Source organism: Flavobacterium psychrotolerans, assembly GCF_003097635.1.
GTDB lineage: Bacteria > Bacteroidota > Bacteroidia > Flavobacteriales > Flavobacteriaceae > Flavobacterium > Flavobacterium psychrotolerans.
The window spans coordinates 55,762-77,337 of the sequence record NZ_QCZI01000003.1 but is presented as its reverse complement, the minus strand read 5'-3'; the positions used below and the strand labels follow the sequence as shown (position 1 = coordinate 77,337).

Below are 21,576 nucleotides of genomic sequence, written 5' to 3'. Positions count from 1 at the left end.
ATATATTTCTATTTACGTTATCTTCTGCAAGTTCGTTATTATTGTTGTTTAATAATTTTTTTTACGATTTTTGTTTTTTCCATGTCAATCGTTAGAAAATAAATGCCGTCTGGCAATTCTGAAATGGAGATTTCTTTTTTGACTTCGTTGTTTTCAATCTGAGTGTTATTGTTAAATAAAAGCTGTCCAATTCCATTTGTTAAGGTAAATTTGAAATTTCCATTGACAATCCCTGAACCTGAAATATTTATGATGCCGCTTGTAGGGTTGGGAAACACCTGAATTTTAGATGAATTGGCTATATCCGTTACATTTGATAAATTGCAGTCAATTTTAAAACTTTTAGAACAAATGATGTTGTTGTAAGTTGCTTCAAAAGTGTATGTGCCTGCTATTATAGGCAATGTCTTAGTCGAAATCCAATAGGAACTTAAATGGCTGACATTACTATTGTGAGTCCAGCTCGTGAATGTCGTTCCGTCAGGATTAATTATACGCATATTTGAAACCAAGCCGCTGGTCTCATTTCTATAAAAAGTATAAAACTTAACAGATGATCCAGCTGTAAAACAAGTGTCTTCGTTTGGAATTTCGGTTGATGGACATGTCGGAAAAACGGCTAAAACTGGATGTACGGACGCCTCTATAATTGCAGGTTCGGTATATGGTTTTTGATCTATCCACCATGAATTGGCGTTTAAGGTATTGCATGTGCCAGAATAAGAATCGTTTATGGTGTTAATTGTAATTCCGCTCAGAACCTCAAAGTGAAGATGTGGTGCTGAAGAGGCTCCTGAGCTGCCAACTACGCCTAAATATTCTCCGGCAACTACAGTTTGCCCAATTTTTTTTGGAGTAAGAGAATTCTTTTTCAGGTGCCAGTACAAAGCACAAGAACCATCTTTATGTTGAATTGCAATATAATTTGCATTTGCATTATTCCAATCACAGTTCTTGTCAAAGTTTCCATCTACCCAGTTTACAATAGTTCCCGGCGCAGCTGCAATTACTTCCACCTGATTGTTGTCCATTTTATAAAATGGATATGGGAATGTACAGATGTCGGTTCCCATGTGACCATCATAGGTAACCGTGCCGCAATTCCAGTCCCTTATGCCTGGACTGGTTGGATCCTGATCCAGATAATTGCCAATATAGTAATAACTGCAGTCGTTCAATCCGTTAGCGGTTCTAAGCGGCCATATGAAAGAGGTGGTTATATTGCCTTTTTGTCTGGCATTTTGAAGTCCCAATAATTTAACATTATCAGCACATTGTTTTTCGATAATCTTATATTCTTCGGGCTTTATGCAAGGGTTGTTGGCATCATTTCTTTCAATCGGATAGCTTCCCCCACTTTCATTCGGATCAAAAGTTGAGTTCTGTGCGAAGAGAAAATACGGAAAAACAAAAAAAACTAAAAGAGCCATTTTCATAGATAGATTTCTCATGCGTTTAAAATTTAAGATGATTAGTTTTTATGTAATAATATTGATTGCACTGCTTTTTGCTCGTCTGTCGTAATGTTTACTGGCAGTTGTAATGGGATTGCCAACAATTTCAGCCCCCTTAAAAAACTTTCAGAAGAACTTAAATCCAGCTTGTTAGAATGTAAATATATATAGATTTAATATACAATGATATTATTTTTTCAAGGTATTAGATTAAACCCAATTTTTTTTTACGTCTAAAAGCCAAAATAACGACACGCATGGCGTCAGCAACCCCAAATTTGGCATTTTTTCGCAAAAAAAGGGACTTGTCTCATGACCTGAATGGTGGGCATCTAACAGTTTTGAGAATCATGCTCCAAGAGAGCATTGACAATGCCATTATGAGGAGCCATTAATTCTGAAAATTGAAAAGAATAAAAAGAAACGAATTTTATTACGGAATTATACCGCAACAGTTCCCTTAATATGGGCATGGGGTTCATATCCTTCTAAAGTGAAATCTTCAAAAGTGAAATCAAAAATATTTTTGATTGCAGGATTCAAAATCATTTTTGGCAATGGTTTTGGGTCGCGTGAAAGTTGCAGTTCCAACTGTTCAAAATGATTGTTGTAAATGTGAGCGTCTCCAAAAGTGTGAATGAATTCACCTACTTCCAAATTGCATACTTGGGCAATCATCATTGTTAGCAAGGCATAAGAAGCGATGTTGAAGGGTACTCCGAGGAAGATATCGGCACTTCGTTGGTATAACTGACAGGATAAATTTCCGTTAGCCACATAAAATTGAAAAAAGGCATGGCAGGGAGGTAAAGCCACTTTTCCATTGGCCACATTTTCTGAAAAAGAAATGGTTGTATCAGGTAAAACGGATGGATTCCAAGCAGAAATCAGCATGCGTCTGCTGTTTGGATTTGTTTTTAACGTTTCAATTAATTCAGTAATTTGGTCAATTTCTTCGCTATTCCAATTGCGCCATTGATGTCCGTAAACGGGACCCAATTCGCCATTTTCATCTGCCCAGTCGTCCCAAATTTTTACGCCGTTTTCTTTAAGATAGGCAATATTGGTTTCTCCTTTCAAAAACCAAAGTAATTCATATACAATCGATTTTAAATGCAACTTTTTTGTGGTAACCATTGGGAATCCCTCGCTCAAATCAAAACGCATCTGGTACCCAAAAACGCTTTTTGTTCCGGTTCCGGTTCGGTCACCTTTCGGGGTTCCGTGGTCTAAAACATGTTGTACTAAATCTTGGTATTGTTTCATTTTTTGGGTATCTAGGTTCTGGGTTTTAGGTAAATTATTAATCCCAAAGGCCTTTTTATGATTCTCTTTTGGAAATTTCGTCTCTAATTTTGGCGGCTTTTTCGTAATCTTCGTCCTGAACGGCTCCATCCAATAGTTCCATTAATTCGGATAAACTTTGCTTACTATAAGTTCCTTCTGATTTGTTGCTTTCCTCCTTGCCAAATGTTTCGGGAGTTGAAAGTATGCCGCCTAAATCTTTCGAAGGGTTTTGGGCTTCAAGTGGGTTTGATTTAAGGTAGATTCCCGCTTTTTCTAATATGTTTTTATAGGTAAATATGGGTGCGTTAAAACGCAGGGCCAAAGCTATGGCGTCTGAAGTTCGTGCGTCTATAATCTCTTCAATTTTATCTCTTTCGCAAATGATACTAGAGTAAAAAACACCATCTACTAATTTGTGAATAATGACTTGTTTTACCACGATATCAAACCGGTCGGCAAAATTTTTAAATAAATCGTGAGTAAGTGGTCGGGGTGGCTTGATTTCTCTTTCTAAAGCAATGGCAATAGATTGCGCCTCAAAAGCCCCAATAACAATGGGTAATTTTCGCTCTCCGTCCACTTCGTTCAGAATTAGGGCATAAGCACCGTTTTGTGTCTGACTGTATGAAATTCCTTTTATAGTTAATTTTACTAGACTCATAGTTGCAAAAGTACATTGTATTAAATAAAATTACAAAATTTTTTGCAAATAATAATATCAAAAAGGCTTTCTGAATTTTGTGATTTAGAAAGCCTTTGGATAGAACTATAAAAGTATTTTATTAATTAGCTGCTTTAAACACTTTTAATTTTTCGATTAATTTAGGAACGATTTCAAACGCATCACCAACAACGCCGTAATCGGCCACTTTAAAGAATGGGGCTTCTGGATCGGAGTTGATTACCACTTTTACTTTTGAAGCGTTAATTCCAGCAATGTGTTGTATGGCTCCAGAGATTCCAATGGCAATATATAAGTTGGTGGATACCGGTTTTCCTGTTTGGCCTACGTGTTCCCCATGTGGTCTCCAGCCTAAATCAGAGACTGGTTTTGAACAGGCAGTTGCTGCTCCTAAAACAGCGGCCAATTCTTCAATCATTCCCCAGTTTTCAGGGCCTTTTAATCCGCGACCGCCAGAAACAACAATATCGGCATCGGCAATGGTTACTTTTCCGGATGATTTTTCTACGGTTTCCACTTTTATTCCAAAGTCGGCATCGCTAAGGGCTGGGTTAAAAGCCTCTTCGGTTGCTGCGGATTCATTTTCAATAATGCCATACGAGTTTTTAGACAAACTCAATACTTTTACCTCTGTGCTGATTTCGGTTATGTTAAACGCTTTGTTGGAAAATGCGGTTCTTTTTACTTGAAAAGGGGAAGTACTCACGGGCAAACCTACCACATTTGAGGCAAAACCCGCTTCAAGTGCTACTGCAACTAGTGGGGCTAAATACAAACTGTCGGTTGTGGAAGACAATAGAACAAGTTTTACATTTTCTTTTTGAGTAGCTTGTTTGATGACGTTGGCATAGGCTTTGGCATTGAACCCCGTTAATTTGGGGTCACCTGTCTTTAAAACTTTATCAACACCATATTTTGATAATTCTGAAACATCAGCAATATTGAAGGTAATTGCTGTAACAGTGGTTCCTAATGATGTGGCTACTTTTTTTGCGTAAGAAGCCAATTCATAAGTGACTTTCTTAAATTTTCCTTCTGCGGATTCTGCGTATATTAATATAGACATAATGATTTTAGATTTTTATCCTCACCCCAACCCCTCTCAAAGGAGAGGAACTAAAGCTCGGCATATTGCTTTTTATTTTTTTTATTCCCCTCCTTTGAGAGGGGTTAGGAGAAGATTAAATCACCTTCGCTTCGTTGTGCAATAAATTAATTAATTCATCCAAATTGTCGGCACTCACTAATTTTACTGCCGATTTTGGGGCTGGTTTTTCAAATTTCACCACTTTAGTTTCAGAAGAAGCCGCTATGGGTTCAAGAATGGTTAATGTTTTGGTTCTTGCCGTCATGATACCTCTCATATTAGGAATTCGCAAATCTTTTTCTTCCACCAATCCTTTTTGTCCTCCAATAATTAAGGGTAATGTGGTGGAAACAATTTCTTTTCCGCCATCAATTTCACGAGCCGCTTTTGCAGTAGTTCCTTCAACGGTCAATGCAACACAAGAGTTCAAGAAATTATACCCTAAAAGTCCGGCTAACATGCCTGGAACCATTCCGCCGTTATAATCCAGTGATTCTTTCCCAGCTATAATTAAGTCATAACTTCCCGTTTTTATGACTTCGGCTAATTGTTTGGCAACAAAAAAACCGTCTGTAGGAGTTGAATTTATTCTAATGGCTTCGTTTGCACCTATTGCTAATGCTTTTCTTAGAGTAGATTCGGTTTCAGGACCGCCAACATTCACAACAGTTACATGGGCTCCTTGTTGTTCTTGAAACCAAATGGCTCTGGTTAGGCCAAATTCGTCGTTAGGATTTATCACATATTGTACACCATTAGTGTCAAATTGAGAGTCGTTATTGATGAAGTTAATCTTGGAAGTAGTATCAGGAACGTGACTGATGCAAACTAATATTTTCATATTTTCAGAATTATATATTTCTAATAAAGTAGACACAAAAATAGGATAATAATTCGAATAATATATTATGCGTGCATAATATTTTTTAATGTTGTATCGATTTATTTATGGTGATTATTCAATAATATGATGACTCTGTATCAACTGGAAAATCGAAGATGGGGCAGGGATAAATGGGTTGCATATTAATTTAAACTATTTTATGCATTTAAGTGATTTTAAATAATTATTTTTGCTTTTCGAAAATTAAAGACATACAATAAATAAAATATGAGAACGATACAATTTAGAGAGGCAATTTGCGAAGCAATGAGTGAAGAAATGCGTCGCGACGAGACCGTATATTTAATGGGTGAAGAAGTGGCGGAATACAATGGTGCTTACAAAGCATCAAAGGGAATGCTTGCGGAATTTGGGCCAAAAAGAATCATTGACACGCCCATTGCAGAACTAGGTTTTGCTGGTATCGCCGTAGGTTCAACGATGAACGGTTGCCGACCAATTGTAGAATACATGACCTTTAACTTCGCTTTAGTTGGAATCGATCAAATTATCAACAATGCGGCAAAAATGAGGCAAATGACTGCTGGACAATTTCCTATGCCAATGGTTTTTCGTGGTCCTACTGCTTCTGCGGGACAATTAGGCGCAACACACTCCCAAGCTTTTGAAAATTGGTTTGCCAATACTCCTGGGCTAAAAGTTATTGTTCCGTCTACAGTTTATGATGCTAAGGGATTGCTGAAAGCGGCGATTCGTGATAACGATCCAGTTATCTTCATGGAGTCAGAACAAATGTATGGTGATAAAGGCGAAGTTCCAGATGGTGAATACATCATACCAATTGGAGTTGCCGATGTAAAAAGAGAAGGAACCGATGTTACAATTGTATCTTTTGGAAAAATCATCAAGGAAGCTTTCCATGCTGCCGATGAATTAGCCAAAGAAGGTATATCTTGTGAAATCATCGATTTAAGAACGGTTCGTCCGATGGATCATGAAACAATTTTAACTTCGGTAAGAAAAACGAACAGATTGGTGATTCTTGAAGAAGCTTGGCCATTTGCTAGTGTATCTTCAGAAATTACATATATCGTTCAAGAGCGTGCCTTCGATTTTCTGGATGCACCAATTCAAAGAATCACTACCGCAGACACTCCGGCTCCTTATTCGCCAACTTTATTGAAAGAATGGTTACCAAACGCAAATGATGTGATTAAAGCAGTTAAAAAAGTAATGTATAAATAGATTTGTTCCATTTCAGGATTTTGATTTGCTTAAACTTTAACGTTGTAAAAATCTAAAAATCTAGGGATTCAGAAATCAAAATAACTATATTTGAAACTTCATCAGTATAATTCTGGTGAAGTTTTTTTGCTTATGAAAGATAAATTATTTTTAGGATTGGTATTGTTAATAGTCAATTTTGCCTTGGCCCAAACCAAGGTTAGCGGAATTGTTGTAGACAATACAAATCATCCTGTGCCTTATGCGAATGTGATTTTTAAAAATTCTAATGAAGGAATAGTTACTAATGAAGATGGTCGGTTTTACCTCGAGTCCGCAAAAACATATACTTCAATAATCGTTTCTTTTATAGGTTTTGAAACCAAAGAAGTACCGCTGACAAAATCCATCAACTACAATTTTAAGATTCAGTTAAGTGACGGGCAACAACTAAAAGAAGTAGTTATCTATGCAGGGAAAACATCAAAAAAGAATAATCCCGCATTAGATATCTTAAGAAAAATATGGGAACGCAAACGTAAAAACGGCTTGAACATGTTTGACCAATATAAAATGGAAAAATATGAAAAAGTCGAGTTCGATATGAATTCAATTGATAGTGCTTATATGAAAAATAAGATTTTCAAAGGCATGGAGTTTATTTTTAAGCAGGTAGATACTTCTGAAATCACAGGAAAAACATATTTGCCTATCTTTATTAATGAATCACTTTATGATGTTTATGGAGACAATACATTAAAGAAGGTAAAGGAGAAGTTGAAAGCCAACAAGAATTCAGGTTTTGAAAGCAACCAGCAAATTCTGTCTTTTGTTAAAGATTTATACTCGGATTACGATATTTACAGCAACCATCTTACCTTTTTCGACAAAAGTTTTACCAGTCCTCTGTCAAAAACGGGAATTGATACTTACAATTATGTGTTAAGAGACAGCGCTTTTGTAGATAAAAAATGGTGTTATAATATTGTTTTTTATCCAAGACGAAAAAACGAATTGACTTTCAAAGGCGATTTTTGGGTAAACGACACCACTTATGCCATAAAAAAAATTAGCATGGCAGTAACAAAAAGTGCCAACATTAACTGGATAAAGGACATTTATATCGAGCAGGAATTTGAAGTTATGAACGACTCCGTTTTTCTTATGACCCGTGATTATATGATGTCTGACTTTGCATTAAATAAAAAAGAAAATTCTAAAGGGGTTTACGGAAAACGGACTTCCCTTTACAGGAATCACGAATTCAACAAGAAAAAACCAACTTCGTTTTATAAAGATGAGGTCAATTTTATTGACAACGAAGTCTATAACAAGCCAGAGGAATATTGGAAAGAAAATCGTTTTGAAAAACTAACTAAAGACGAGTTAGGAGTTTATAAAATGTTGGATACCTTGAAAACGGTCAAAAAATTCAATCAGATATATGATTTAATTACGATGCTTGATAGTGGCTATTTTCATAACGGGATTTTTGATTACGGCCCTCTTTTTACGATTATAGGGAATAATGAAGTAGAAGGATTGCGTTTGCGGGCAGGAATGAGGACTTATTTTGGAGCTAGTGACCCTTGGCGTTTACAAGCCTATACAGCTTATGGATTTAAAGATAATAAATTCAAATATGGCATTTCCGGAAAATGGATGATTGAAAAGCAAAACAGAATCATTATTTCAGCAGGTAACCGAAGGGATATTGAACAAACTGGGGCTTCACTCACTACCTCAAACAATATTTTGGGCCGCAGTTATGCTTCTTCAGGATTATTTACCTTTGGAAGCAATGGAAAACTCACCAATGTCAATTTGACCAATCTGGAAATAGAGGTAGAACCCGTAAAAAATTTGATTTTCAGAACCGGATTTTCGTATCGCACTTTAGAATCGGCTTCTCCCACGTTTAGCTTGGATTATTATACGGATTTGTCACAAACTAATACGAAAAGTAAAGTCAACCAGTCTGAGGTTAATTTTCAGATTGAATGTTTACCAAACAAAAAACCAATTGGTTACGGAGTGGAAAGAGATCATGCCGACAGTCCTTTTACAACTATTTTTATAAATTATAATCAGGGATTTAAAGATGTACTCGCTAGTGATTTTAATTATAAAAAGGTGCAGTTATATTATAAACAGCCCATTATAATTGGGCCTTTGGGAAGATCGAATCTGACAGTTGAAATGGGAAAAACTTTTGGGAACGTCCCTTTAGGTCTTATGAACGTCGTGCCGGGGAATCAATCCCTTTTTGGAATTTCAAATACTTTTAGCAATTTGAAGTATTACGAATTTGTGGCAGATCAATACATGACTTTAAAATGGGATCATAACTTTGGAGGCAGGTTGTTCTCCAGAATTCCATTCATGGGAAAACTAAATTGGAGGGAGATTGTAGGCATAAAGTCAGTATATGGAACTGTCTCAGAAAACAATAAATTAATTAATGCCTCAGGATTAATATACAATGCACCTGATAAAGTGTATTGGGAATATAATGCCGGAATTGGGAATATTTTCAAGGCATTTCGTATTGATTTTTCTTGGAGAGGCAATTATTTGAATATGCCTGATGCCAATCGATTTTCTATAAAGGGATCATTTGGGTTTTATTTTTAGTCATCAGTAAGGAATAAAATCATTTGGTAAAAACTCAGGTGTTCAGCAAAAGGGACAGTTTTTTAGAAATAAATGACTGGCTTTCAAATTCTCCTAATGCATAATGTTTTAGTGTGGTATTTATATAGACTTAGCAAATAGATAATGCTTTTTTAATTGTTAAAGTGTATTATTTGTTTATTTTTGCACACGTAATTATAGAAAAAAATAAATAAAATGACCGCAGCAAAATTAAAATCTTTCGACGTTTTAATCGAAATACCACGAGGAAGCAGAAATAAATACGAATATGATTTCGAAATAAAAAGAATGCGTTTTGACAGAATGTTATTTTCGTCTATGATGTATCCTGCTGATTACGGATTTATTCCGGAAACATTAGCTTTAGATGGGGATCCATTAGATGTTTTGGTTCTAATTAATGAACCAACTTTCCCCGGATGCGTAATGGAAGTGAAGCCTATTGGGGTTTTTCACATGGCTGATGATAAAGGACCAGACGAAAAAATAATCTGTGTACCGGTTTCAGATCCGATTTGGAATTCATTAGAAAATCTGACGGATATTAATCCACACCTCCTGAAAGAAATTGAACATTTTTTCCAAGTTTACAAAGATTTGGAACACAAGCAAGTAGATGTTGAGGGTTGGGGGGACTTGAGTGAAGCTCATGCGATTATTACGGAATGTACCGAGCGTTTTGATCAAATTAAGAATAAACCAGAGGGATTATTTAGTATAAAATAATTTTTTAGGATAAATATTATATAAAAAGCAATATTCTAATTAGAATATTGCTTTTTTATTTGTAATCATTTTGGTACATTTACAATCAAATATTTAATAACCAATAATTATAATATGGAATCATTGATGATTTATGTGCCAATAGTTATGGCATTAATTGGACTGGCTTTTATGGCCGTCAAAAAAGCTTGGGTTTTGAAACAAGATGCCGGTGATGGTAAAATGAAAGAGATTTCGGATCATATCTACGAGGGGGCTTTGGCCTTCCTTAAGGCTGAATATAGATTACTGGCCTTGTTCGTTTTAATTGCAAGCATTGTTTTAGCTGTGATTTCATTCGTAGGTCCAACTACACATATATTAATAGTAGTCGCTTTTGTTTTGGGAGCTTTTTTCTCAGCCTTGGCGGGAAATATGGGGATGAAAATCGCCACAAAAACTAACGTGAGAACTACACAAGCCGCTCGGACGAGTTTGCCGCAAGCTTTAAAGGTTTCTTTTGGGGGTGGTACCGTAATGGGATTAGGTGTTGCAGGTTTGGCTGTTTTAGGACTAACTTCTTTCTTTATTTTCTTTTACCATTTTTTCATGAACGGGGTTTGGACTTCTAATGAAGACATGACCAAAGTGTTGGAAACATTAGCTGGTTTTTCTCTTGGAGCCGAATCAATCGCTTTGTTTGCGCGTGTTGGAGGTGGAATTTATACTAAAGCTGCCGATGTGGGAGCGGATCTAGTGGGTAAAGTAGAAGCCGGCATTCCAGAAGACGATCCTCGAAACCCTGCTACAATTGCAGATAACGTTGGTGATAACGTTGGTGATGTTGCTGGTATGGGAGCCGATTTATTTGGGTCGTACGTAGCAACTGTTTTAGCGGCAATGGTTTTAGGGAACTATGTCATTAAGGATATGGGCGGAAAAATTGAAGATGCTTTCGGAGGCATTGGGCCAATTTTGTTGCCAATGGCAATTGCTGGTTTTGGAATATTATTTTCTATCATCGGAACGATGTTGGTTAAAATTACGGATGCTAACGCAAAAGAGGCGCAAGTTCAAAAGGCTTTGAACATTGGTAACTGGGTTTCAATAGCCTTAACTGCTGTTGCTTGTTTTGTCTTGGTTAAATTTATGTTGCCGGAAACCATGAAAATGAATTTCTTTGGTGAAGGGTTGCAAGATATTTCATCAATGCGGGTTTTTTATGCAACAATTGTAGGTTTAGTTGTTGGAGCAACAATTTCATCAGTAACGGAATATTACACGGGTTTAGGTACAAAACCAGTTATGGCTATTGTGCAAAAATCAAGCACTGGAGCAGGAACTAACGTTATTGCTGGTTTGGCAACAGGGATGATTTCTACTTTTCCAACCGTACTTTTGTTTGCTGCTGCAATTTGGTCTTCTTATGCCTTGGCTGGATTTTATGGTGTAGCTTTGGCTGCTTCGGCAATGATGGCTACTACAGCGATGCAATTGGCGATTGATGCTTTTGGACCAATATCCGATAATGCGGGTGGAATTGCCGAAATGAGCGAATTACCTAAAGAAGTTCGATCAAGAACAGATATTTTAGATTCAGTAGGTAATACCACTGCAGCAACGGGAAAAGGTTTTGCTATTGCTTCGGCAGCTTTGACCTCATTGGCTTTATTTGCGGCTTATGTAACTTTTACAGGAATTGATGGGATTAATATTTTTAAAGCTCCCGTTTTGGCCATGTTATTCGTTGGTGGAATGATACCCGTGGTTTTCTCCGCTCTAGCGATGAATTCCGTAGGGAAAGCAGCTATGGATATGGTATATGAAGTGCGTCGTCAGTTCAAGGAAATTCCGGGGATTATGGAAGGAACAGGTAAGCCAGAATATGCAAAATGTGTTGATATCTCTACTAAAGCAGCGTTACGTGAAATGATGTTACCTGGAATCATGACCATTGGTTTTCCAATTGTAATTGTATTGTTAGGCAAATTGGTTTACGGAGATAACAATCAACTAATTGCAGAAATGTTAGGAGGATATATGGCTGGGGTTACCGTTTCAGGCGTGCTTTGGGCTGTGTTCCAAAATAATGCCGGGGGTGCTTGGGATAATGCCAAGAAATCTTTTGAAGCTGGGGTTTTAATAAATGGAGAAATGACTTTCAAAGGTTCTGATGCACACAAAGCAGCGGTGACTGGAGATACAGTAGGAGACCCTTTTAAAGATACTTCGGGGCCATCAATGAATATTTTGATTAAATTAACGTGTTTGATTGGATTGGTAATTGCTCCAATTTTAGGAAACGGTAATAAGGGAGAAGATAAGACTGTGCAAATGAGAATGGAGTGCTCGGAAGGGAACATGATGATGGGCAAATGCGACATGAGCAAATGTGCAACCATGACCAAAGATGAATGTGCTGTTATGTGCGAAGAAATGGGATGTTCGCCAGAGGATAAAGCCATGTGCATGTCTCAATACGATACAAATGGAAAGTTTATAAACAAAGAAGAGAAAGCGTGTTGTGCCAAAAAAGAAACTTCCGGGAAAGAGGTCAGAGTAGAAATTACCAACACGAATGGGAAATCAAAAGCGACGGTTGTGACTACCGTTGACGGAAAATCTGAAACAAAAACATTTGAGGGAACTGAAGATGAAGTAAAAGCTAAAATAGTCGCTTCCAAATAATATTCACAAGTAATTTAAAACAAAATGCCTCATGAAAGTGAGGCATTTTTGTTATAATAAAAATTGTAAATATTAAAACAATCCGTTTATTTCGGCATTAATTTTATTAATTATAAATCCTAAATCTTCGGGATTATCCACAAAATTCAATTGGTCAACATCTATAATTAAAAGTTTACCTTTATCATACGTGTGTATCCATGCTTCGTAGCGTTCGTTCAAACGACTTAAATAATCAATAGAAATTGTGTTTTCATATTCGCGACCTCGTTTGTGAATTTGCCCTACTAAATTAGGTATGGAACTTCTCAAATAGATCAATAAATCTGGAGCGCCAACCAAACCCTCCATTAATTCAAATAGTAAGGAGTAGTTCTGGAAATCACGATTGGTCATTAATCCCATGGCATGAAGATTAGGCGCAAAAATATGAGCATCTTCATAAATGGTTCTGTCCTGAATGATTTTTTTTCCGCTTTCGCGAATTTGCAACACTTGTCTAAAACGACTGTTGAGGAAGTAGATCTGCAGGTTAAAAGACCAACGCTCCATTTGGTGGTAAAAATCATCCAAATAGGGATTGTCAACAACATCTTCAAAATGAGGTTCCCATTTAAAATGTTTTGCCAATAAACGTGTTAAGGTCGTTTTTCCTGCGCCAATGTTTCCGGCTATTGCTATGTGCATTATGGTATAGTGATTTTATAATTCGTAATTCCTTTGAATGTAAAAATAGATAAAATTTGGTCTTTATAATAAAAACTTTCAAAGGTTTTTTCGTTAAAATGAATTATGGTAGTCTTATTTCCGTTCAAAGTATAATAATATAAAGTATCTCCTTTTTTGTAAACTATCTCTGAGTCAGAAATTGCTTGGATAAGGTCAAATTCGGGAACTTTACCGAGAACAGTAACTTTGCCAAAAATATTGCATCGGGACCAATTTTGATTTTCGTCTATCCATTGAAAATAATTGTAATTGGTATCGTATGGTTTTATGTTTCCAATAAAAGGAACTGTTATAGTTTTAAATTCTGATTTCAGATAATCATAGAGTCCAATTTGTTGTGCTAAACTGTTGTATATCCAAAGTCGGTTTCCAAACGCCAATCCTGTTGCCGTGGCTAATATTGGAATGGTATTTTCGGAAAAGTTAATTTTCTGAATTTCGTTAAGTTGATTGTCGAGTAATACTACAGTATTGAAATTTTCATAGAATACAACAAGATTCAATGGGTTTTGCAAATCGACTTTCGAAATTTTATTCAAGGAAAGGTTTTTGTATTGCCAGGTTTTAGTTTTGTTTTTTTTGATCAAAACATTATTTTTGATGTAGTAGTAGGCGCCAAATGTATCAAAGCCAATAAAAGAATCGGCTTGAAATTGGAGGGTGTCTATTTTTGTGGCAAGCCATTTTTTCTCCTGACAAGAAACGGTTCCCATTTGAAAAAAAAGAAACAAACAGAGTAGATTTTTCATACATGCTAAATTACGATAAAAGGCAACAAGATTGATTTTTGTTTTGGCTTTGAAATCTAGATCCAAAAAAAGAACCATTCGCCGTAACGAATGGTTCTTTGAATTTATTGTAAATGCTCAAGATCTGTAAGTTGAATTTTATAGACCAAAAGCCGTTTTGACCTGATCTACGAAATCTAATTTTTCCCAAGTAAACAATTCTACAGTTACTGTTTTTTCAATTCCACCTGGGGCATAAAAGGTTTTGGTAACAGTTTCGGGTTTGCGCCCCATGTGTCCGTAGGCAGCAGTTTCGCTATAGATTGGATTTCTTAATTTCAAACGTTGCTCAATAAAATAAGGGCGCATGTCAAAAATAGCCTCCACTTTCTTAGCGATTTCTCCGTTGGTCAAATTTACTTTTGAAGTTCCATAGGTGTCAATAAAAATCCCCATTGGTTTTGCAACTCCGATAGCATAAGAAACTTGAACCAAAATTTCATCGGCAACACCGGCGGCAACAAGGTTTTTGGCGATATGGCGCGTGGCATAGGCCGCACTTCTGTCTACTTTACTTGGGTCTTTTCCAGAGAATGCACCACCACCGTGAGCCCCTTTTCCACCATAAGTATCAACAATGATTTTTCTTCCTGTTAATCCAGTATCACCATGTGGTCCGCCGATGACGAATTTCCCGGTTGGGTTAATGTGGTAGGTGATTTTGTCATTGAATAAATGAGCATATTGTGGATTACTTTTGATAATTCTTGGAATTAAAATCCCAACCAAATCACTTTTTATTTTTGCCAACATCGTTTGCTCTTCGTCAAAATCATCATGTTGTGTAGAAATTACAATAGCATCAATTCGAGTTGGTTTGTTATTATCGTCATACTCTAAAGTTACCTGTGATTTTGCATCAGGACGCAAATAGGTAATTTCGTTGTTTTCACGACGTAAAACAGCTAATTCCTGCAATAATTTATGAGACAAATCTAAAGCCAGAGGCATAAAGTTTTCTGTTTCATTTGTTGCGTAACCAAACATCATTCCTTGATCACCAGCTCCTTGCTCTTCTTTACTAGCTCTGTCAACGCCTTGGTTAATGTCTTGAGATTGTTCGTGTATGGCAGAAAGAACGCCGCAAGAATTGGCTTCAAACATATACTCACTCTTAGTGTAACCAATTTTTTTGATGACATCTCTTGCAATAGTCTGAACATCCAAGTACGTTTCAGATTTTACTTCGCCAGCAAGAATCACCTGTCCCGTTGTAACCAAAGTTTCACACGCTACTTTTGACTCAGGGTCAAAGGCCAAGAAATTATCAATTAATGCATCTGATATTTGATCAGCTATTTTGTCTGGATGTCCCTCACTCACTGATTCTGACGTAAATAAATAAGCCATAAGATTTGTTTTTTTTTAAATTAATCGAGAAAAGATGGATTGCTTGGGAAAAAAGCTAAAGGAGAGATTTTCTGCTTTAGCATTTTTTAACGAGGTTGCAATCAGTTCAAATTTTCCTCTAAAATAGTTTGCAAATGTATGAAACCAAATTGAATTGCAAATTTTTCTTTACTTTTTTTGGTGTTAAAAATTAAAGTAGTGGTGGCATTAATAAATTACTTATTTTCAGATAACTGTTACATCGCTGTTAATTTTTTTTAAAACTATTTGGTTATCTAAATAATAGTTTGCAAATTTGTACCAAGAAACAGAAAAAAATGAAATTAAATGTTTGCAATATTTCTAAAGCCATGCAGGAAAAATCCTGTGGGTCGTTTATTGCTTAAATTTTAAATCAAAATGATATAGCAAAAGCCTCCCACAAAACGGGAGGCTTTTTTTTTGAATTATATCAATTACAAAATAATATAAACTATGAATAACTTAAAACAAAAACAAATGAACACATGCAATGTCAAATCGATGATTTGTGCAAAAGCCATGATGTGCGTTTGTGTCTGTTGATTCCGAAAGTATAAGTTATAAAACAACTTAAAAAACCCTTTTGGATACGCTTCTAAAAGGGTTTTTTGTTTTTGTAAATCGAATGTCGGGATATTTCAAAATCTAAAATCAAATTAAAATGAAGCTGAAACGAATTCAGTTTTAAAATCTAAAATCAAATCTAAAAATTAAAATTATGAGCACTCAAAAATTTGCAACAAACGCATTACACGCAGGACATGATGTTACTAAAACGGCGGGAACCAGAGCAGTACCCATTTATCAAACCAGTTCTTATGTGTTCAATAATTCGAATCATGCGGCTAATTTATTTGGCCTTGCCGAAGCGGGATTTATATATACAAGATTAAATAATCCAACAAATGATATTCTGGAACAACGATTGGCGGCTCTCGAAGGTGGAATAGCAGCTGTAGTTACAGCCTCGGGAACTGCAGCCATCGCCACTTCACTGTTGGTGTTGCTCAAGACGGGCGATCACATTGTGGCTTCCAATAGTTTGTATGGTGGAACGTATAATTTGTTGAGTGTTACTTTGCCAAGGTTAGGAATTACCACCACGTTTGTGGATCCATCGGATGCAGCCAATTTTACCAAAGCGGCCCAAGAAAATACCAAAGTGTTTTTTATAGAAAGTTTAGGAAACCCAAAATTAGATGTGTTGGATTTGAAAGCCATTTCGGCGGAAGCCAAAGCATTTAAAGTTCCATTTATTGTTGATAATACCGTTCCGTCGCCTTATTTGCTTAATCCAATTGAACATGGAGCAAATATTGTGATTCATTCCCTGACCAAATACATTGCAGGAAACGGAACTTCACTTGGCGGAGCCATTATTGATGCTGGAACATTCGATTGGAGTAGCGGAAGATTTCCTGAATTTACGGAACCATCAGCAGCATATCACGGATTGGTTTATCACGATGCGCTAGGAAACGCCGCCTTTATAGCCAAAGTTCGTATCGAAGGTTTACGGGATTTTGGAGCGGCTTTGAGCCCGTTTAATGCTTTTCAAATTATTCAGGGACTCGAAACCTTACCGATTCGTATCCAGAAACATAGCGAAAACGGATTGGCTTTGGCTCAATGGTTAGAAAGTCAGGATCAAGTAGCTTGGGTAAATTATCCCGGATTAAAGTCTAGTAAGTATTATGATTTGGGTCAGCAATATTTGCCAAAAGGACAAAACGGGTTGCTAACTTTCGGTCTAAAAGGAGGTTTTGAAGCCGCAAAAAAAGTAGCTGATGAAACGAAATTATTTTCGCTTTTAGCCAATATCGGCGATACAAAATCATTGATTATTCATCCGGCGAGTACCACGCACCAGCAGTTGTCAGATGCGGAACAGGTCGCTACAGGAGTAACCAAAGATTTAATCAGACTGTCAGTCGGATTAGAAGACATCGAAGATTTGAAAGCCGATTTGCAGTCCGTTTTCGAAAATTTAAAAGTATAAAAAGTAACATGTTTGAACTTAGGGAAACTGAATTCAATATGTTTTAAAATAAAATGAACAACTAAAATAAAACATTATGAAAATACTAAAATACATATCAAAAATAATTCAGTTTCTTAAAAGTTTGAATAGAAGAACAAATGGGAATGTTCCAAATCAGGACAACTATGAAATAACACATACCAGATTTGGAATCAATTTACATCAACCTTCAGTTCCTAATCCTGCATCAAATTCTTTGTTGTTTCACATGTATTCTGAAGAAAATGAATTTCTTTTCATTTAAAAAAGTAAGTGTGAACGCATTGGAATTAAAGTAGGCAACAGTTGGAGTCGGTTCATCGGCTCTAAACTGTTGTTTATTTTGATTTAAAATCAAAAACCAATCAATGCAAAATTTGGTTGTTTAAGAAATTAGTAGTTAATTTGTGCCTTTAAGTTCAGACACGTATTGAAATGTTATAAAGAAAGGACGAGGGATTAGACCCGATGAAGCCTTAGCAACCCTTCGGTAAATCGAAGAAGGTGCTGCATTCTACCACGACCAACGTGGAAAGATAACCATAAGAATCCTTCTAGTTTTCCCTAACTTTTTCTTTTTAATATTTCCAGACGCAAATCAAAAAATCAAAAAAGATTTGAAATTGGAAAATAAACCAACATCTATTACCATACAAAATTTTACTACCGAAAGTGGTGCATTTTACGCAACCCTAAATTTGAGTTTCCAAGTTTTTGGTTCAGCCCTCAATACCGGCCCTATTGTTTTGGTTAATCACGCACTGACTGGAAATTCCCAAGTTATTGGGACAAACGGTTGGTGGAACGATTTAATTGGTAAAAACAAAACAATAGATACCAATATTTATACAATACTAGCTTTCAATGTTCCGGGAAATGGTTACGATAATTTTATTATAGAGAATTATTTAGACTTTAACACCAGAGACATTGCCAGACTTTTCATTGAAGGGATTAAATACCTTAAAATTAAACAATTATTTGCCATTATTGGAGGTTCTGTTGGTGGAGGGGTTGCTTGGGAAATGGTAGCTCTAGAGCCCAAATTAACTCGTAATTTGATTCCCATCGCTTCTGATTGGAAATCGACCGATTGGTTGATCGCCAATTGTTATTTGCAAGAAAAAATACTGAATAATTCTTCACACCCTATTGAAGATGCTCGTATTCACGCAATGATGTGTTATCGTACCCCAGAATCTTTCAAAGAAAAATTTCAACGAACTTCAACTGATTCTTTAGAATCATTTCAAGTAGAAAGTTGGTTGAATCATCACGGAGAGAAATTGCAAAAGCGTTTTCAACTTTCGGCATATAAAATGATGAATCAGTTGCTGAAAACCATCGATATTACCAGAAACAGAACTTCTTTTGAAAAAATAATTTCTGAAATGGATGCTAATATCTATATTATTGGAATCAATTCAGACTTGTTTTTTACAGCAAATGAAAATCGGGAAACATACCAAGAAATAAAAAAATTTAAAAACAATGTGTTTTATAGCGAAATTGATTCGCAACACGGTCACGATGCATTTTTAATGGAATACGATCAATTAAGCAATTTACTGGATGTTGTTTTTAAAAATAAAAAAGATAAAATGAAAATATTAAAATTTGGCGGGAAATCATTAGCCAACGGAGAAGGGATAAATAAAGTATTGGATATTATTACCGATAAAAAAAGCAAAGGCGAAAACATCGCTATAGTTGTTTCGGCAAGAGGAAATGCAACAGATGAATTAGGGGATATTTTGACAATTGCTGTAAAAAACGGAAATTACAAGCCGCTGTTGGAAAGCTTCAAAAGCTACCAGCTAAACGATTTTACGGATGTTGATTTGTCAGAAGAATTTGCAACTTTAGACAAACTTTTTGAAGGTGTAAGTTTGATTGGCGATTATAGCGAAAAAATAAAAGATCAAGTGCTGTCTCAAGGGGAGGTGATTTCGGCCAAAACAATCACTTCCCTTTTAAACAAAAAAGGAATAAAGGCTCAATTTGCAGATTCTCGTGAATTGATAAAAACCGATTCGAAATTTGGCGATGCACAACCCTTGGAACAAGTTTCAAAGAAAAATATAATTCAATACTTTAAAAAGAATAACGATAGTGTAAACGTAATCACCGGTTTTATAGGATCCAATAACAATAATGAAACCACCACTTTAGGTAGAAACGGTAGCAATTATACTGCTTCTTTGATTGCCAATTACATCGATGCGGAAGAGCTTCAAAATTACACGCACGTTGACGGAATCTATACTGCCAATCCGGAGTTGGTTCCTGATGCAAAAAAAATTGATTATTTGTCATTTAACGAAGCCAATGAATTGGCCAATTTTGGGGCAACAATTCTTCATGCTAAAACGATCGTTCCTCTATTGGAAAAAAACATCCCGTTACGCATTTTAAACACGTTTAATTATGAGAATCAAGGGACGTTAATTACTTCAAAATCAAATAAGGAAGGAATTAAAACCCTTTCTGTTCTTGAAAATGTAGCGTTAGTGAATCTTGAAGGTAGAGGTTTGTTAGGAAAAACGGGAGTTGATGCCCGAATTTTTAGAGTGATGGGCGATAATGATATTAGTGTAAGTATCATTTCACAAGGTTCATCAGAACGGGGAATTGGATTGGTTGTTGCTGCCGATAAGGCGACGAAGGCCATGATTGAATTGGAGAAAGAATTCGAAAATGATTTTTATTCTAAAGACGTCAATAAAATATCGGTGACCGATAATGTTTCCGTTATTTCCATCATTGGACAAGATTTGAGTACTTTTCATAAGCCTTACACGGCATTGATAAAAAATAAAATTGTGCCCATTTTATTCAATAATACGGTAACGGGTAAAAACGTGAGTTTGGTGGTCAACAAATCACAACTTCACAAAGCGTTGAATGTGATTCATGGTGAAATTTTTGGGGTCTCCAAAAAAATAAATATTGCCATTTTTGGGCATGGTTTGGTTGGAGGAACGTTGATTAATCAAATATTGGCTTCGGCTGAAAATATTGAAAAACGCAAAGACATTAAACTAAATATTTTTGCTATTGCCAATTCTAAAAAAGTGCTGTTAGACAAAAATGGTGTAACTCCAAATTGGAAAAATGAGGTTGTAAATAATGGCGTTTTATATACCATAGACGATGTTATTGCTTACGCAGTTGAGCATCATTTGGAAAACCTCATTGCTATTGATAATACAGCAAGCGCATCGTTTGTTGAAAATTATATTGCATTGATCGAAAATAGTTTTGACTTGATTTCTTCTAATAAAGTAGCGAACACGTTAAGTTATACGTTTTATAAAAAGTTAAGGGAAGTGTTGACAGACAATCAAAAAAATTATTTGTATGAAACCAACGTTGGTGCAGGATTACCGCTTATTGACACCATCAAATTACTACATCATTCTGGAGAAAACATCACTAAAATCAAAGGCGTTTTTTCAGGAACTTTAAGTTATTTGTTCAATATTTTTTCTGCGGAAGACCGTCCTTTTAGTGAAGTATTGCAAGAAGCAATTGATAAAGGTTTTACTGAGCCCGATCCGCGTGAGGATTTATGTGGAAATGATGTGGGTAGAAAACTATTGATTTTAGCCAGGGAACTGGATTTGCAAAACGAATTCGAAGAAATTAATATCCAAAACTTGATCCCAGAGCATTTAAGAGAAGGTGATAAAATCGAATTTTTAAACCAATTAACCGAGTTAGATTCGATATACGCTACCATAAAAGAAAATCAAAAACCAAACCACGTTTTGCGCTATATTGGAGAATTATCAGGAGATTTGCAACGGGAAAAGGGAGTTTTGGATGTAAAATTGGTTTCTGTACCTCAAGATACGGCTTTGGGAGGATTAAAAGGTTCGGACTCTTTCTTTGAGATTTATACAGAATCCTATGGAGACAGACCCATAGTTATTCAAGGAGCAGGAGCGGGATCAGCCGTTACGGCAAGAGGCGTTTTTGGAGATATTTTAAGATTGTCGGAGAAAGGGTAAATCCCCTAACCCCGCCACGGATGGGGGAT

The 21,576-nt window shown here is 36.0% G+C and carries 15 protein-coding genes and 1 riboswitch; of the genes, 7 read left to right on the top strand and 8 right to left on the bottom strand.

The window, feature by feature from the left end:
• Positions 1-38 precede the first annotated feature (38 nt).
• The 5 genes from DB895_RS03315 to DB895_RS03295 all read right to left on the bottom strand — a co-directional run bounded on the left by DB895_RS03315 (position 39) and on the right by DB895_RS03295 (position 5,351).
• Positions 39-1,451, bottom strand: coding sequence for a peptidoglycan DD-metalloendopeptidase family protein (locus DB895_RS03315; protein WP_116723937.1), 1,413 nt, complete (start codon positions 1,449-1,451; stop codon positions 39-41).
• Positions 1,452-1,895: 444 nt separating this feature from the next.
• Entirely contained in the window at positions 1,896-2,720 is an 825-nt protein-coding gene (locus tag DB895_RS03310; RefSeq protein WP_116723936.1) for a thymidylate synthase, read from the bottom strand.
• Between the two features lie 55 nt (positions 2,721-2,775).
• Positions 2,776-3,402: a bifunctional nuclease family protein gene (locus DB895_RS03305; protein WP_116723935.1), complete on the bottom strand. Its 627-nt coding sequence runs from the start codon at positions 3,400-3,402 to the stop codon at positions 2,776-2,778.
• 121 nt (positions 3,403-3,523) lie between these two features.
• Positions 3,524-4,489, bottom strand: a complete 966-nt coding sequence (locus DB895_RS03300; protein WP_116723934.1) for an electron transfer flavoprotein subunit alpha/FixB family protein — start codon at positions 4,487-4,489, stop codon at positions 3,524-3,526.
• Between the two features lie 115 nt (positions 4,490-4,604).
• Complete coding sequence (locus DB895_RS03295) at positions 4,605-5,351, bottom strand: electron transfer flavoprotein subunit beta/FixA family protein (RefSeq protein ID WP_116723933.1); 747 nt, start codon at positions 5,349-5,351, stop codon at positions 4,605-4,607.
• A 270-nt stretch (positions 5,352-5,621) separates the two neighbouring features.
• Between DB895_RS03295 and DB895_RS03290 the strand changes: the two genes are divergently transcribed.
• The 4 genes from DB895_RS03290 (at position 5,622) to DB895_RS03275 (ending at position 12,626) form a co-directional block, all read left to right on the top strand.
• Positions 5,622-6,599, top strand: coding sequence for a pyruvate dehydrogenase complex E1 component subunit beta (locus tag DB895_RS03290; protein WP_116723932.1), 978 nt, complete (start codon positions 5,622-5,624; stop codon positions 6,597-6,599).
• Between the two features lie 132 nt (positions 6,600-6,731).
• Positions 6,732-9,212: a DUF5686 and carboxypeptidase-like regulatory domain-containing protein gene (locus DB895_RS03285; RefSeq protein WP_116723931.1), complete on the top strand. Its 2,481-nt coding sequence runs from the start codon at positions 6,732-6,734 to the stop codon at positions 9,210-9,212.
• Positions 9,213-9,428: 216 nt separating this feature from the next.
• Positions 9,429-9,959, top strand: a complete 531-nt coding sequence (locus DB895_RS03280; RefSeq protein ID WP_116723930.1) for an inorganic diphosphatase — start codon at positions 9,429-9,431, stop codon at positions 9,957-9,959.
• Positions 9,960-10,073: 114 nt separating this feature from the next.
• The gene (locus tag DB895_RS03275) at positions 10,074-12,626 is read left to right on the top strand and encodes a sodium-translocating pyrophosphatase (RefSeq protein WP_116723929.1); all 2,553 of its coding nucleotides are present in this window, start codon (positions 10,074-10,076) and stop codon (positions 12,624-12,626) included.
• A gap of 72 nt (positions 12,627-12,698) precedes the next feature.
• Here the strand turns inward: DB895_RS03275 and DB895_RS03270 are convergent, their stop codons facing one another.
• The 3 genes from DB895_RS03270 to metK form a co-directional block, all read right to left on the bottom strand.
• Positions 12,699-13,313 (bottom strand): deoxynucleoside kinase, encoded by a 615-nt coding sequence (locus tag DB895_RS03270; RefSeq protein ID WP_116723928.1) that lies wholly within the window; start codon positions 13,311-13,313, stop codon positions 12,699-12,701.
• Positions 13,313-14,104, bottom strand: coding sequence for a hypothetical protein (locus DB895_RS03265; protein ID WP_116724082.1), 792 nt, complete (start codon positions 14,102-14,104; stop codon positions 13,313-13,315). Before DB895_RS03265 ends, DB895_RS03270 begins: the two co-directional genes overlap by 1 nt.
• A gap of 138 nt (positions 14,105-14,242) precedes the next feature.
• The gene (gene metK / locus DB895_RS03260) at positions 14,243-15,493 is read right to left on the bottom strand and encodes a methionine adenosyltransferase (RefSeq protein WP_116723927.1); all 1,251 of its coding nucleotides are present in this window, start codon (positions 15,491-15,493) and stop codon (positions 14,243-14,245) included.
• A gap of 739 nt (positions 15,494-16,232) precedes the next feature.
• Between metK and DB895_RS03255 the strand changes: the two genes are divergently transcribed.
• The 3 genes from DB895_RS03255 to thrA all read left to right on the top strand — a co-directional run bounded on the left by DB895_RS03255 (position 16,233) and on the right by thrA (position 21,547).
• Positions 16,233-17,513 (top strand): O-acetylhomoserine aminocarboxypropyltransferase/cysteine synthase family protein, encoded by a 1,281-nt coding sequence (locus DB895_RS03255; protein WP_116723926.1) that lies wholly within the window; start codon positions 16,233-16,235, stop codon positions 17,511-17,513.
• A 76-nt stretch (positions 17,514-17,589) separates the two neighbouring features.
• Positions 17,590-17,799: a hypothetical protein gene (locus DB895_RS03250; RefSeq protein WP_116723925.1), complete on the top strand. Its 210-nt coding sequence runs from the start codon at positions 17,590-17,592 to the stop codon at positions 17,797-17,799.
• Positions 17,800-17,969: 170 nt separating this feature from the next.
• Positions 17,970-18,077: riboswitch (SAM riboswitch) on the top strand.
• 80 nt (positions 18,078-18,157) lie between these two features.
• The gene (thrA, locus tag DB895_RS03245) at positions 18,158-21,547 is read left to right on the top strand and encodes a bifunctional aspartate kinase/homoserine dehydrogenase I (RefSeq protein ID WP_116724081.1); all 3,390 of its coding nucleotides are present in this window, start codon (positions 18,158-18,160) and stop codon (positions 21,545-21,547) included.
• Positions 21,548-21,576: the final 29 nt, after the last annotated feature.

Excerpts from the sequence above, each read along its gene's own strand:
- DB895_RS03315 (WP_116723937.1), bottom strand. The coding sequence starts at position 1,451 with ATGAGAAATCTATCTATGAAAATGGCTCTTTTAGTTTTTTTTGTTTTT.
- DB895_RS03310 (WP_116723936.1), bottom strand. The coding sequence starts at position 2,720 with ATGAAACAATACCAAGATTTAGTACAACATGTTTTAGACCACGGAACC.
- DB895_RS03305 (WP_116723935.1), bottom strand. The coding sequence starts at position 3,402 with ATGAGTCTAGTAAAATTAACTATAAAAGGAATTTCATACAGTCAGACA.
- DB895_RS03300 (WP_116723934.1), bottom strand. The coding sequence starts at position 4,489 with ATGTCTATATTAATATACGCAGAATCCGCAGAAGGAAAATTTAAGAAA.
- DB895_RS03295 (WP_116723933.1), bottom strand. The coding sequence starts at position 5,351 with ATGAAAATATTAGTTTGCATCAGTCACGTTCCTGATACTACTTCCAAG.
- DB895_RS03290 (WP_116723932.1), top strand. The coding sequence starts at position 5,622 with ATGAGAACGATACAATTTAGAGAGGCAATTTGCGAAGCAATGAGTGAA.
- DB895_RS03285 (WP_116723931.1), top strand. The coding sequence starts at position 6,732 with ATGAAAGATAAATTATTTTTAGGATTGGTATTGTTAATAGTCAATTTT.
- DB895_RS03280 (WP_116723930.1), top strand. The coding sequence starts at position 9,429 with ATGACCGCAGCAAAATTAAAATCTTTCGACGTTTTAATCGAAATACCA.
- DB895_RS03275 (WP_116723929.1), top strand. The coding sequence starts at position 10,074 with ATGGAATCATTGATGATTTATGTGCCAATAGTTATGGCATTAATTGGA.
- DB895_RS03270 (WP_116723928.1), bottom strand. The coding sequence starts at position 13,313 with ATGCACATAGCAATAGCCGGAAACATTGGCGCAGGAAAAACGACCTTA.
- DB895_RS03265 (WP_116724082.1), bottom strand. The coding sequence starts at position 14,104 with ATGAAAAATCTACTCTGTTTGTTTCTTTTTTTTCAAATGGGAACCGTT.
- metK (WP_116723927.1), bottom strand. The coding sequence starts at position 15,493 with ATGGCTTATTTATTTACGTCAGAATCAGTGAGTGAGGGACATCCAGAC.
- DB895_RS03255 (WP_116723926.1), top strand. The coding sequence starts at position 16,233 with ATGAGCACTCAAAAATTTGCAACAAACGCATTACACGCAGGACATGAT.
- DB895_RS03250 (WP_116723925.1), top strand. The coding sequence starts at position 17,590 with ATGAAAATACTAAAATACATATCAAAAATAATTCAGTTTCTTAAAAGT.